Source organism: Phycisphaerae bacterium (assembly GCA_019636475.1).
Lineage (GTDB): Bacteria > Planctomycetota > Phycisphaerae > UBA1845 > UTPLA1 > JADJRI01.
Genome location: JAHBXN010000003.1, coordinates 75,977 through 89,677, shown reverse-complemented (window position 1 = coordinate 89,677; position 13,701 = coordinate 75,977). Strand labels below are relative to the sequence as shown.

Here is a 13,701-nt window from a genome sequence, read left to right as displayed (position 1 = left end):
CGATTGAATGCCGCATGATAAATCGGGTACATCGAGGACAGATCGCGGCGATGTTGACATGCGTTTGCCTGCTCAACGCGGTCGCGCGCGCGCAGACGAATTCCGACTCTAACCTGGTCGAGGCGCTTGATGCCGCCCTTGCCACGCGCTCGGTCGGGTCATCCGTCGAAGAAAAGAAACAGTTTGTGGCGGCGGCCGCCGATCTGTGCAGGTTGTTGCCTCGAGCGGACGAACAGATCCGCTTTCTCAGCCGGCGAGCGGAGACCTACAGGGATTCGGACAAGAATCTGGCTTTCGATCTTGCGAACGAAGCCCGCATGCGCATGCGAAGATGGCGAGAGTTCAACGCTCAATCGATCCCGGCTGAGATTGAGCAATCCTTGAAGGCACTGATTGATACGATTCAGCCGATCGTTGATATCATCGTTCCGGATGAACTCATCGCGCGGTTCAAGTCGCTGCTGGATGAACCGGATCGCATTGCCGAACTCACGCCCGCCGAAAAGTCGACGCTGCATGCCCGAGGAATACCTGAATCACTGCTCGGCATCCGGTCTGACGCGCCCGACGCAATCGCCCGCGATCTGGCGGGTGAGTTGGCAGGAAAGGCCGGCGAACTGCCCCCGATTCGCACGCTCCTCACGCGCGCTTCGCTCATTCTGAACCAGCCCGGGCTGCGCGGCGGCTTCGGCGACGAAGTTACCGGCATGGCGAGCGAGATGACCACGGTACTTTTTGCGCGGGCAATGGGACTGGACGGGCGCGACCTGCATCCGAGCGGCGATCTTGAGAAACCCGCTTATTGGGAAATCAAGGCGGACACATTAGGCAACGCGAATTTGTGGCGGTGGGAAGCCCTCGCAAGAATCCTTCAGGCGGCCTCGTGCGAGTCCGTGGAAGATCGGCTTTCGGCGGTGAATGCGGCGGATTCGGCATGGTCGAAGGTCGACGCGGTGTATGCCGCATTCGCCACCAACGTGCAGAACTCCAGGGATCGCTGGCCGGCAGTTGCTGACTGGCTTGTCCGACTCCGTGTTGGAACTCCTGATTCCTTGGAATCACCGGGCCAGCTTCCACTCAGCTTCGACTTTCGATCTCGTGGCAGGCGACGCCGGGCCGTGCTCGAAGCCGAATTCCTTCGAGCGCTGGCGAGCGGCGACGACAACGCGGCCTTTCTAGCAATGCAGCGTGCCAAGAACGCCGAATTAACGCTGATCGGCAATTCGGAGAGCAGTGACGCAGTCATCACGGCGGACGCGGTCAAGCGGCTGATCGGATTCGGCGGGCAGGCACGGCCGCGAGATATTCATATCTATATTGAGATTTTCCAGACCGGCGCGACAGGCCCAACCATGGGCAAGCTGCACGCGTTCGTGATACGGACCACCTCGCCGACCATCGTTGCGGATACTCAGTTTGAATCGGCGCGCTGGTATTCCGCTGACGGCAGCACAGAAGGAATGACGTCCCTGCTGAGTGAGGCCGTCTCGACGCTGACCGGCAGCGAAAACCTGCATGCGATTGTCGCGCTCGATGGGTTCCCACGCGGCGTCGATTGGAGTCGCGCGGAAAATGTCCTGTTGGATCGAATCAAAGGGCCTGAAGGATGGATGGTATACATTCCGACCGGGGCGGCATTCGCGAAGAATTCACCTTGGGCGCTCGACCCGACTCTCCGATCGTGGTATCTCAGCTTGAATGACGTTGGCCGTCAGAACGGGTTGTCCTATGTCGGGACCCGGTGCGATGTCGGTTCCTTCAGTCTCGCGGATGTCAATGAGTCCGCCAAGCACGCCATGACGCAGATTGTCGCGAAAACGGCTTCTCGGGTGCGAAGCGATATTGCCTGTGCGGCCGGCTGGGAGAAACTTGCCCGCACGATTGTGCTCGATCGCAAAGACGGCACACTGAACATACCTGTCATTGTCGCAAAGTGAATCGGCTGGGGCGGTCGCATTTCGTCGCAAATATTCGGGCAGGTTCGGAACCGATCGGCATGTTCCGGCGTCCAAATCATCAAATGATGGCGGACTTTTCGTCTGGGCCGCCCGAAAGCGGTTTACGGAGGAGGCCCCCCTTCCGGACCCACATTGGCAGCCGATTTTTCGCAGGAAGAAACAATGCGACTGTTATTTCGCCAAGAGTATGATTGCGCGATGATCCCAATCCACAGCGGAACCGTCCACCCAATGAAAGGACTCCAATCATGATTTGCCATGCCCGACGCACTTTGTTAGTTATTTTCGCATCCCTCGTGACGGCTGCGGCCGTCGTTTCAGCGGAAGATGCTGACGGACCGGCGGTGACCGTATATTCATCGGCTGATCCGGCCGGCTTCGATCCGCAGCAGTTCATTGCCCAGCAACGCACGGGCTATAACCCCAATTTCGCGTGGCAGGTTCCAGGATTTGCCGTCGTTAAAGAAATCCGGCGCGTGACGCTCTCGGCCGGGCTGAACGACCTGCCGTTCGTTGACGTTGCTCAGTTCATCGATCCCACCACAGTGAGCTTCGTTGATCTCACCGATCCGGCGGGCACCAGCATATTCGAACAGAACTTTCAGTTCGATCTCGTCAATTCCGAAAAGCTGTTGGATAAGTACATCGATCAGAAGATTTCGATCGTAGTCCAATCGGGAGATAAAACCGAGACGATCGAGGGTATCCTACTCTCCTCGGTGCAAGGAAGCCTTGTTCTCAAGACCGACGCCGGAGTTCGAATTATCAACGGCATGGGCCAGTCGGTCATGCTCGGGGAACTACCTGCGGGATTGCGCACTCGCCCGACGCTGCTCTGGAAGGTCCGAGCGGCGAAGGAAGGCGAGCACTCCATCCGCACGACCTACCAGACAGCGGGCATGACCTGGCGTGCGGACTACACGATGGTGCTGAATAACAGCGATACGCAGGCTGATATTGCCGCATGGGTTTCATTGATGAATCTTTCCGGCGCCGGATTCAAGAATGCACAATTGAAGCTGATTGCCGGCGACGTTCATCGCGTGCAGCCGACGCGATATCCCGCGCCCTCACTCGCTCGCAACTCAGTTGAGATGAAAAGGGCCGACGCAGACATGGGCTTCGAAGAGAAGAGCTTTTTCGAATATCACTTATACACCCTGCCACGACGCACCGATGTCCTTTCGAACACGGTCCAGCAGATTTCGCTCTTTCCGACTGCCAGCGGGGTGACCGTCGAAAAGCTGCTTGTTTACTACGGGCTTCCGGATGCACAGCATTGGATTTTCGCCGATCCGATGAATGATCGGAATCTGGGAACTCAATGCAACAAGAAGCTGGATGTCTATGTACGATTCAAGAATGGAGAGGATAACAACCTTGGGCGGCCACTGCCCAAAGGCAAATTCCGCGTGTACAAGCAGGATGATGCTGACGGAACTCTGGAGTTCGTCGGTGAAGATCTGATCGATCACACGCCGCGAAATGAGAAAGTGCTCATCAAGCTGGGACAGGCATTCGATGTTGTCGGCGAACGGATCCCGACCGATTTCAAAATGGACTCCGGGCGCAAGATGATGACGGAGTCGATCAAGATCTCTCTTCGCAATCGCAAAGACGTCGCTCAGCGGGTCCTTGTTAAGGAGAATCTGTATCGATGGACTTCGTGGGAAATCACCAAGCACAGCGATGAATTTGAGAAAATCGACTCACGAACAATCCATTTCGATGTCAACGTTCCGCCGGACGGCGAGAAAATCGTAACTTACACCGTGCAGTACAAATGGTGATTCCGGACCGTGGCGTCCAACGCTGCGAGTGGCCGGGACGGCCGGCGACGGAGGCAGGAAAACTGTCTCTGTCGCCGGGGCGCATGTGTGATTTCAATTGAGATGACTCATTCCGCTGCCCGCCGACGAGGCGAGTCGTTGTCGGGCGGCTTCCGCTTCAGGAGATCGATCGCCCGGCGGATGATGGGGTCGCCCTTTTCGATCTCATTCGGTTTCACTCTTACCACTATATCCGGCTTGATCCCGACGCCCTCCAGAACTCCACCGTCGGCCATGAAGTCTTTCCATGACGGGATGAACATCGTGACGTCGTTTTCCAGGGTCAGGGCCTTGGGGTTACCGCTGCTACCCGATGACTTGCCGCCGACAAGCGTTACGCCCTTTGCCTGCTTCATCATCAGTAGAAACGATTCGCAACTGCTCATGTTGTTCGGCCCCATCAGAATGATGACCGGGCATTTTATTCGCCGGTCTTCGGGGTTTCCCACGATCTTACGATCGATCATCGGTCCGAATCCGCCCTTCGCAGAGACGTCGCGATAACAGCATTTTGAGTACGTATGCTCGCCCTCGACGAACCATGACGCGACGTTTCTGGCGAAGGACTCGTCGCCGCCGCCGTTTGGTCGAACGTCCAAGATCAGTCCCTTCGACGGGCGAAGCTCCGCCAGAACCATTTGCAGGTCGCCTTGAGCGAGGTAATCGCCGCCCGACCAACTGAGAATCAGCAAGTAGGCGATACCTCCCCCCAGATCAGCCGTCAGGGCGAAACGATTTCTACGAGTCAAGGCGCCGATCTCTGCTTCAACGCCCTTGAGATTGAAGTTCGGCATGAAGTTGAGTTGGTAGGTTGCGGTCGTCTTATCTCGATATTGAATCCACAGGTGTGGGTCCTCGCAGACAGACAGCATCCCGGCAACCCGTTTGATCCAGACTTTCGTACTCTTCGACGCGAGAATCTTCTTTCGATGACTCTCGACAAGCCGATCCCAATCGATCTGTTTTCGGTCGTAGTAGGAATATCTGTCCCTCAATGCCTTGAGCAATTCGTCGAGGCTCTTCTCATTCAGCTCCTTCTGCGAAAGCTTCTTCGTGTCCGAAGCGGCCCTGGTGGTGAATTGCCATGGCGTCATTTCGAGCGGCACGCCCTGAGAGCTGCGAAAGCCCTTCGATGAAGGACAGTTCAGGTTCATCACATATTCGTGCTCGGGTTCGAGCTTGACCCTGAGGACAAAATTCCGTGCATCCTCCCAAACCGGATCGCCCCGCAACTTTGGGAACGAGTCACCGCCGCCGCAGACTGAATGCGACCCGATCTGCATATCGCGATCAAACTCGACGCGTAACTCGCGAATGGCCGGATCGACATCGGTTGAGCCGGGCTTTGGCGAAATACGCACGATCTGCGGTGCTTCCTGCGCGATCGCCATTGGCGCGAAGCACGGTAATCCGAATGCCAAGGCGAGCAATCGGCACGTTGTCGAGTTTTTTCGGCTCATATGATCGGCCTCGATCGTGATGATTTGTTTCCATATATTACCTGCCGAGGCCATCTCAGGCACGAAACATTTCGGTCCGCCCACTCAGCCGGAGCGCTTGGACCATCGGGCAAACCATGCAATAATCCTATTTGATGGGCTTCATTCAGAAATTTATCCCGCTGGCCTTGATTTATCCGGCCTACCTTCTTCTTCTGGCCGCTCTGGTTCCGACCGTCGTCTTGATGAGCCGGCGATCCTTGGCCGGCCTGGGAAGAGGCCGTCGGTTCGCCGCTGTTGTCGCGCGTTCGCTGCTGGTGACCTTGTTGATCTTGATTCTCTGCGGCGCTCAGCGCGTCAAGGTTGTCGATGATCGTGTAGTGCTGTTCATGCTGGACAAGTCGAAGAGCATCCCGAACGATCAGCAGGCGATGGCATTCCAGTTTGTCAAAGAATCCGCCGCTGCAATGCGACCGGGAAAGGACCGGATGGCGGTGCTCGCGTTTGACGGCCGAACTTCGATTGAACAACTCCCGACTGACGGCGTCAGAATCGACGGCATCAGTCCCGGGATCGATCCGAATGAAACCGATATCGCCGCTGCGATGCGCATGGCCGCGGCACTGGTGCCGGGGGATCAGTCCGCGCGAATTGTCGTCTTATCAGACGGCAACGAAACCATCGGCTCGGCTGAACACGAAGCCCAAACGCTGGCTGCCCTGAAACTGCCTGTCGACATCGTTCCGCTTGAGTATGAACACACAAACGAAGTGGTTCTGGAACGGCTTGATGCCCCGGCCTCGGCGCGGATCAACGAGACAATCTCGCTCGGGCTGGTGTTTCGCGCCAGACAGTTCGTGAGCGGGCGAGTTCGCATCCGTCACGGCGATCAGGAACTGAATGACGACACCGGCAAGCCGGGATTCCCTGTGACACTTCAGCCGGGCGTCAATCGAATGACGCTGCCCGTCAAGATTTCCAGCGAAGGCATCCACCGATTCAGCGCAGTTATCGAGCCGGACGATCTCGCCAGTGATGTGATCGCGCAGAATAACCGCGGCGAAGCATTTACACGCGTAGGCGGGAAAGACCGAGTCCTGATCATCGGCAACGACGATTCAGATGAGAAAGGAACTGAATTCCGATCGATGCAGGTTATCGCCGAGGCGCTTGCGGCGCAGGCGATTGAAGCCGATGTGACTGACGCAAAGCACACCCGACTCAATTCAGCAACCCTGTTTCCCTATGCGGCCGTCATTCTATCAAATGTGTCGGCGGTCGATATCGGTGACGACGGCCCCGAAGCGCTCGCTTCCTACGCTCGGGATCTTGGTGGCGGTCTGATTGTTCTTGGCGGCGATCAGTCGTTCAGTGTCGGCGGCTATTTCAATACCGCGCTCGAGGATGTCTTGCCGGTGGAGACGAATCGTCGGAAGCTCGTCACGCTTAATCTTGGCCTGATCCTGGTCATCGATCGTTCCGGCTCGATGGCCGGGACCAAACTCGTCCTCGCGAAGCAGGCGGCCGCGGCGTCGGCCAAGCTTCTGTCTTCATCGGATCGAATTGGCGTCATCGCGTTTGACACCATGTATGACTGGGCGGTCCCCCTGCGGTTGTGCAATAACAAGCAGGCCATACTTAATCACATCCAGACGATCGGGATTGGCGGAGGAACCAGCATGTATCCCGCCATGTGCGCGGCCATCAATGCCCTCGCGAATTCGCCGGTCAGCCTGAAGCACATCATCTTGCTGACGGATGGTCAATCGTTGCCCGGCGATTTTGACGGCGCTGCGGCTGACGCCATTACGAAGAACATCACGATCTCGACGATCGCGATCGGGGCGGACTGCGACTTCGCGCTTCTGAGCGGCATTGCTAAGACCGCAAACGGGCGTTCCTATCGCGCCGTCGACGGCAATCCGCTGCCGCGCATTTTCGCAAGAGAAACCATCATCGCCGGGCGCTCCAGCCTTCAGGAGAAGCGCTTCGTTCCGACGGTCCGCCCGAGCCTCGATGATCTTTACCTCAAAGCGATGGTCAGTGAAGGGCTGCCGCCGCTCGACGGCTATGTCGTCACGATTCCAAAGCCCTCGGCAAGCGTTTTGCTGACCAGCCGCACAGATCAGGGTGAGGATCCGATCCTCGCGCATTGGCAGGTTGGACTGGGCCGCACGCTCGCCTTCACCAGTGGCATGTGGCCGAAGTGGGGAAGCGAATGGATCAAGTGGCCCGCCTTCAGCCAGTTCTGGTCGCAGATCGTTCGCTGGGCATCTCGTTCCTTCGGTCGCCAGGATGCCATGGTCTGGACACGCGTAGAGGGTCGCAAAGCGGCCATCTCTGTGGAACTGGAAGAGCGTAATGAAATGGATTCCATGCCGGCCGCGCTCACGGCGCAGGTCGTCGATCCAAATTTCAAGGTCACGCCGGTGCTGCTCAAGCCGGTCGGACCGGGCCGTTACGAGGCGGAGTTCGAAACCTCCGCAGCCGGCAGCTACATTGTGAACGTCTTTCAGCAAGGTCGCGAGCTATCGAGTCTTGTGCGCGCGGGCGTGACGGTCGCTTACTCGCCCGAGTTCGCCGAGGTGCGGTCCAACACCGGTTTGCTGCGAAGTGTGGCCGAAACGACCGGGGGCCGCGTTCTCTCAACAGACGATCCGAAGAAGACCTTCGACGTGTCGGCATTCACAGAGTTTCGCACGCCGCGACCGATCGAGCGAGAGCTCTTCATCGCCACCATTGCCCTCCTCATTTTCGATGTGGCGGTACGGCGTATCGCCATTCGCAGAGAGGCGGTTGCCGAGTGGTTCGCGGCGCGCTTCGGACGAACACGCGTCATCGCGGCCGAGGCACAGCAACTGACGATGTCGGCCTTGCGTGATGCACGGGGTCGGGCACGGACTGATCGCATTCCAGAAGATGAGCATATCCCATCGAATGCCGTGAACCTGACACCACGGATCCCCTCTCGCACCTCGCAATCCGCTGAGTCTGCCGGGCCACCGATTACCGTTCCACGTGAGTTGCCGAAGCGATTCAAGGCGCCGACCGTCCCGCCGATTGATCTGAAGGCCGGCAGTGTGGCGCCGGCCTCCGATGCGCCGAAGTCTTCTGAGAAGGCCGCGTCACAGGGAAATGAACCGGGACAGAGTACGACGGCGCGTCTGTTATCGATCAAGCGCAAGCGTCAGTCCTGAGTCAGCGCGCGACTTTGTTCGCTCCATGGACCGAATCGCTGTTGGTCTGGCGAGAGTGCGGTGTGCCAGACAGAGTGGCATGGTATTCCCCATATTAGTGGGACACGTTGTTATTACCCCGGTCACTAAACGTTGAACATCCTCAACTGGCTGCATACTGCACCTCCTTTGCAAGGAAGTACCGTCGGACGAGTGTAGGTTGTCGTTTGGTATCTTGCAGATAGGCGGTGACATTCAGGATGAGTTCTTCCTGATCGACGGGTCGTTGACGGCCGATGGCATTGGCCTTCACGTCATGGTTGAGATATTCGTCGGGATTCAGTTTGAGCTTCCCCACTGTTAGTGGACACCCAGAAACGCGAGAATGATTTTCGCGGGAGGTGTCCGATGAGTCGAGAGAAAGCCCGTCGAAAGTACACGAGGGATTTCAAGGCCCAGGCCGTCGAGCGTTGCCGGCAGCCGGGGATGACGGTGATTCGCGTGGCGGGCGATCTGGGGATTGCCCCGAACGCGCTGTATCGCTGGAAGAAAGAGCTGGCGGAGAGCGGCGCCGATGCCTTTCGCGGTCATGGCAAGCGCACGGCGGCCGATGCCGCGAAGTGAATGAATGAGTTAGCATCGACGGCCGCGTGAGCCGCCTCGCGCCGGCAGGTCAGGGCGGAGCGATTCGCTGCCGATTCAATCTGAACGATGCGCACGCCGCTGAGGAATCTTCCTTAATAAGCCTCGAATTGGCGCTTTCCGACTCGGCGTCTTCCCCATGCCGATCTCCACTTTCGGCGGATTATTTCGTCAAACGCGACGGAATTCCCCGGCGAACGCGTCACCGGTGCGACCGAATCCGCCATTGTGGAATGCCACTTGCCAGGTGATGGGCAGCACGCAAGCCCTCTGCGCAGCAAGCGGACGGTCGGTGCAATCAGATCGCTGAGCCTCTTCCGGAGCTCATCATGATCGAGATTACGATACACGGCCGAGGCGGACAGGGTGGCGTGACATTGGCAAAGCTGATCGCGACGGCTCACTTCCTGAAAGGCTTACATGCCCAGGCGTTCGGCGTCTATGCCGCGGAGCGTTCCGGCGCCCCCCTCCAAGCCTATGTTCGAATCGACGACGACGAGATCACCATTCATAATCAGGTCCAGAATCCGGATCATGTCATCGTCCTCGATCGCACCCTGATCGGTCCGCAAATCCTCATCGGTCACAAGCCGCAGGGCTGGATCGTGTTGAACACGCCGCAGCCGGCAGTCATATTTGCCGAGCTGTTTCCCGGCCGGAATGTCGCGGTCGTCGATGCCACATCGATCGCTGTGGAGAACAACCTGGGCACACGCACCGTCCCGATTGTGAACACTGCACTGCTCGGCGCGGTGTGCCGGGTTCTTGAATTAACCTGGGAGGACGTCGACGCCGCGATCCGCCACCTTCGATTCGACGATGTCAACGTCCGTGCCGCGCGCCAGACTTATGAGAGAATCGAGCGGACACGGCTCCCTGGCGAAGCAAGATGCGCTACGGCCGCAGTCATACCTGGTCGTCCGATCGGTCTGCTTGATCCTCAGGTTGGCGCAGCGCCGAAGCTGCGAACCGGGAACTGGGCGACTCGCCGCCCCGAGCGCCAGGGTCTTGTCGCGCCTTGCGCCCATGCGTGCCCGGCTGGCAATGACATTTCGGCCTTCATCGCGGCCGTGGTTCGCAGCGATCCGGACGAGGCGCTGCGAACGTTGCTGAGAACCTCGCCGCTGCCCGGCGTATGCGGACGCGTCTGCCCGGCTCCTTGCATTGACGCCTGCAATCGAAATGAGTTCGACGAACCGGTGCATGTGCGCGAGCTTGAGCGATATGCGGCGGATCACGGCGAACTGCCCGAGGGAACGTCGCCCTGGCGCAGTCAGCCGATTGCGGTGATCGGCTCCGGTCCGGCGGGGCTCAGTTGCGCCTATCACCTGGCGCGACTCGGCTATCCGGTGACTGTTTATGAAGCCGGTGTTCAACTCGGCGGACTACTGCGGACCGGTATTCCGATCTATCGATTGCCCCGAGAGGTTCTTGATCGCGAGATCGGCCACATCCTCGACCATGGTGTCACGGCCGTGACAGGCATCACGGTCACTCGCGACCGGCTTGACGAAATTTCGCGTCAATTTGCGGCCGTATTTGTCGCCGTCGGGCTTCAGAAATTTCGTTCACTGGACCTGGGCACCGCGGTGAGCAGCTCCGTCATTGAAGGAATTGAGTTTCTGGATCGGGCGCGTCGCGGCCGCATCTCCTGCAAGGACCAGCGTGTGGTCGTCGTGGGCGGAGGCAACACCGCGATCGACGCGGCGCGCACTGCTTTGCGGCTCAGCGCCCGAAGCATTCGGGTGCTCTACCGCCGGACGAGAAAGGAGATGCCGGCAATTCGCGAGGAGATTGAAGAAGCACTCGCGGAGCGGATTGAGATTTCTGAACTGGTGCTGCCGACCAGCCTGCGCCCCGACCATTCTGGGCACGTACTCACTTGCAGCCGCATGCGACTGGGCGAGCCGGACGAGTCCGGTCGCCGTCGACCGCTGATCGACACCTCTGAAGGCAGTACGTTCGAAATCGGTTGCGACGTCGTTATTCTCGCGCTGGGACAGGCGGCGGACCTTTCCATACTGCCGGCGGGCGCGACGATCGAAGAGAACCGAACGCTCGGCGGCCACAACGGCTCACCGATCATTCTGGGAGGCGATTTCGCAACCCAGGACGGCACGGTCGCTCACGCCATCGGCAGCGGCCGACGAGCGGCCATGCGAATACATCGATCGTTGACGGGCGAAGACCTGCTGCCTGAGCTCGGTCGACCAATTGCCACATCGGGCATGGTTCGTTCCCACATGTTCAGCCATTCCCCGGCGGAACTTGCAGTCGAGTTGCCGCCGGACGATCGACGCCGCACCTTCGACGAAGTGCGGCTTGGTTACGTCGACGACCTGGGACGAAGCCCTGCCCTGGCTGAGGCATCCAGGTGCTTTAGCTGTGGCACCTGCACGGATTGCGGTCGATGCATCGAGTACTGCCCTGAGGGAATCCTCGTTCAGGGTCGAGACGGCTGCTACAACTTTAATTACGACTATTGCAAAGGCTGCGGCGTGTGCGCGTCGCAATGTCCGCGCGGTGTGATCCACATGACCGACCTCTGAGTTCAGGAGAGTCTACATGGCGAGAGAGCTGCTTACCGGAAACGCGGCTGCCGGTTACGCGCTGGCGATGGCTGGCCAGGCCAATCGTAAAGCCCGTGGCTGCTGCGGTGGGGCCTATCCGATCACGCCCCAGACCGAGATCATCGAATTTCTCCGGGCATTCGAGTTCGAGAAGGGTCAAATCGTTCCGGTGGAGTCCGAACACAGCGCCATGGCGGTTTGCATTGGCGCCTCGCTTGCCGGCGCCCGCGCGTTCACCGCAAGCTCCGCGAACGGGCTGGCGTATATGACGGAAAACGTCTTCGCGGCAGGTTACTTCCGGCTGCCGATTGTCATGGTCGCAGTCAATCGAACGCTGGGTCCGCCGTGGAACATCTGGACGGACCAGGGTGACAGCCTCGCACTGCGGGACGCACCCTGGATTCAGCTGTATGTTGAGTCTCATCAGGACCTCGTCGATACGATCCTCGTCGCTTTTCGGTTGGCCGAGGACCCGCGAGTGCTTCTGCCGGCGATGGTGTGCATGGACGGATTCATACTTTCGCACACGCAGATGGTGGCCAATCTGCCGGAGCAGAATCAGGTCGATCGCTATCTCCCGATTTGCCGGGTGCCTCACCGGTTGCGGCACGAGCATCCCGCGACCATCGGCGGACTGGCCTGGCCGCGCGAAACGGAGCACATGCGGCACGAAATTCAGGAAGCGATGGTCCGGGTACTCGATGTATTGCCCGACACACTCGACGAATTCGAACACGTTTTCGAGCGGCGTCCGAAAGGCGTGATTTCCCCTGAGTTTGTCGAGGATGCCGAGACCGTGATTATCGCGTCCGGCACCATGGCGAGAACGGCACGCAACGTCATTCACGCCCGACGCGAACACGGGGAGCGCATCGGGCTGATCAGTACGAAGCTGTTTCGCCCGTTTCCTCGCGAGGCATTTCGACGGTTACTGCGGGGCAGGCGCAGAATCGCGGTTCTCGATCGAAATCACTCTCCCGGTTCGGGCGGAATCTTCGGACAGGAAATTGCGGCATCGTTGCAGACGTTCACCGGAGCGCTCATACAGAATTACATCGTCGGACTGGGTGGCGGAGATGTGACACCTGCTGTCATCAATCGGGTGATTGACGATCTCGCCTCGCGAACCGTGGCGGTCGACCCGATCTGGGAGGAGGTGATGGCATGACTCACATGACCACAGTCACCGCGTGCGATCACATTCTCAGAGCCGGCAATACAAACTGCGCCGGCTGCGGAATGTCCGTGGGCTTGCAGTTACTTGAGCAGGGACTCGGCGCGACACGACCGACCCTCGCTATACCGGCCTGTTGTGGCATTGTGACGGCTGGGGCGTTTCCGACATCGGGCTATGCAGTGCCTGTCGCTGCGACGACATTCGCCAGCGCGCCGGCAGTCGCCACCGGACTTTCAATCGTCTACGAGCTGAATCGGGACCCACATCCGGTCGTATGCTGGGCAGGCGATGGCGGGACGTATGACATCGGCATCGCAACTCTGTCAGCCGCCGCTGAACGAAACGAAAATATCATCTACATCTGCTACGACAACGAGATTTACGGAAACACGGGCGGGCAGCGAAGTTCCGCGACTCCGGAAGGCGTACGCACCTCAACGACACCGCGCGGCAAGGCGGAGCGCAAGAAGGATATCTTGGCGATCATGGCAGCGCATCGCATTCCCTACGCAGCCACCTTGAGTGTCGCGCATCGCGATGACTTTCTTCGAAAGGTTCGCACCGCACTTTCAATACGAGGCTTTCGATTTCTACTGATGTTGTCGCCCTGCCCAACAGGTTGGAAATCGGAACCGGAAGAGAGTGTTGACCTGATCGATCTGGCAGTGCGATGCGGGCTGTTCCCGCTCATTGAGATTTTCGACGGACGTCGCTATCGGATCAATGTGCGGCCCGACGGCACCCCACTCGATGCGTACACGTCGCGACAACGCCGATACGCCTCGACCGAAATCGATATGGACCGCCTCAAAGCGTCAATCGCGGATGACTGGCAGCAATTGGATATGCTCGCGAGGGTGTTCCCTGCGAAATGATAGCGCGCCGAAGGATATATTCTCGGTCATATCGA

Annotated in this window: 9 protein-coding genes; 7 read left to right on the top strand and 2 right to left on the bottom strand. The window is 58.9% G+C overall.

Annotation, left to right across the window (positions count from 1 at the left end):
- Positions 1-14 precede the first annotated feature (14 nt).
- Positions 15-1,937: a hypothetical protein gene (locus KF841_05980; protein ID MBX3394897.1), complete on the top strand. Its 1,923-nt coding sequence runs from the start codon at positions 15-17 to the stop codon at positions 1,935-1,937.
- 269 nt (positions 1,938-2,206) lie between these two features.
- A complete protein-coding gene (locus KF841_05975) occupies positions 2,207-3,748 on the top strand; it encodes a DUF4139 domain-containing protein (protein ID MBX3394896.1) in 1,542 nt (513 codons plus the stop codon).
- A gap of 107 nt (positions 3,749-3,855) precedes the next feature.
- Here KF841_05975 and KF841_05970 read toward each other — a convergent pair whose 3' ends face one another.
- A complete protein-coding gene (locus tag KF841_05970; protein MBX3394895.1) occupies positions 3,856-5,247 on the bottom strand; it encodes a hypothetical protein in 1,392 nt (463 codons plus the stop codon).
- 134 nt (positions 5,248-5,381) lie between these two features.
- On the opposite strand from KF841_05970, the gene KF841_05965 reads away from it, so the two are divergent.
- On the top strand, positions 5,382-8,423 hold the full coding sequence (locus tag KF841_05965) for a VWA domain-containing protein (GenBank protein ID MBX3394894.1): 3,042 nt from the start codon (positions 5,382-5,384) through the stop codon (positions 8,421-8,423).
- Positions 8,424-8,565: 142 nt separating this feature from the next.
- Here KF841_05965 and KF841_05960 read toward each other — a convergent pair whose 3' ends face one another.
- Entirely contained in the window at positions 8,566-8,760 is a 195-nt protein-coding gene (locus KF841_05960; protein MBX3394893.1) for a hypothetical protein, read from the bottom strand.
- Positions 8,761-8,810: 50 nt separating this feature from the next.
- Between KF841_05960 and KF841_05955 the strand changes: the two genes are divergently transcribed.
- The 4 genes from KF841_05955 (at position 8,811) to KF841_05940 (ending at position 13,666) form a co-directional block, all read left to right on the top strand.
- Entirely contained in the window at positions 8,811-9,026 is a 216-nt protein-coding gene (locus KF841_05955; GenBank protein MBX3394892.1) for a transposase, read from the top strand.
- A gap of 347 nt (positions 9,027-9,373) precedes the next feature.
- Complete coding sequence (locus KF841_05950; GenBank protein ID MBX3394891.1) at positions 9,374-11,593, top strand: 2-oxoacid:acceptor oxidoreductase family protein; 2,220 nt, start codon at positions 9,374-9,376, stop codon at positions 11,591-11,593.
- Between the two features lie 16 nt (positions 11,594-11,609).
- Positions 11,610-12,782: a pyruvate ferredoxin oxidoreductase gene (gene porA / locus KF841_05945; GenBank protein MBX3394890.1), complete on the top strand. Its 1,173-nt coding sequence runs from the start codon at positions 11,610-11,612 to the stop codon at positions 12,780-12,782.
- Positions 12,779-13,666 (top strand): pyruvate synthase subunit beta, encoded by an 888-nt coding sequence (locus tag KF841_05940; protein ID MBX3394889.1) that lies wholly within the window; start codon positions 12,779-12,781, stop codon positions 13,664-13,666. The genes porA and KF841_05940 overlap by 4 nt, the downstream gene beginning before the upstream one ends.
- Positions 13,667-13,701: the final 35 nt, after the last annotated feature.

Excerpts from the sequence above, each read along its gene's own strand:
- KF841_05950 (MBX3394891.1), top strand. The coding sequence starts at position 9,374 with ATGATCGAGATTACGATACACGGCCGAGGCGGACAGGGTGGCGTGACA.
- KF841_05955 (MBX3394892.1), top strand. The coding sequence starts at position 8,811 with ATGAGTCGAGAGAAAGCCCGTCGAAAGTACACGAGGGATTTCAAGGCC.
- porA (MBX3394890.1), top strand. The coding sequence starts at position 11,610 with ATGGCGAGAGAGCTGCTTACCGGAAACGCGGCTGCCGGTTACGCGCTG.
- KF841_05970 (MBX3394895.1), bottom strand. The coding sequence starts at position 5,247 with ATGAGCCGAAAAAACTCGACAACGTGCCGATTGCTCGCCTTGGCATTC.
- KF841_05975 (MBX3394896.1), top strand. The coding sequence starts at position 2,207 with ATGATTTGCCATGCCCGACGCACTTTGTTAGTTATTTTCGCATCCCTC.
- KF841_05980 (MBX3394897.1), top strand. The coding sequence starts at position 15 with ATGATAAATCGGGTACATCGAGGACAGATCGCGGCGATGTTGACATGC.
- KF841_05965 (MBX3394894.1), top strand. The coding sequence starts at position 5,382 with ATGGGCTTCATTCAGAAATTTATCCCGCTGGCCTTGATTTATCCGGCC.
- KF841_05940 (MBX3394889.1), top strand. The coding sequence starts at position 12,779 with ATGACTCACATGACCACAGTCACCGCGTGCGATCACATTCTCAGAGCC.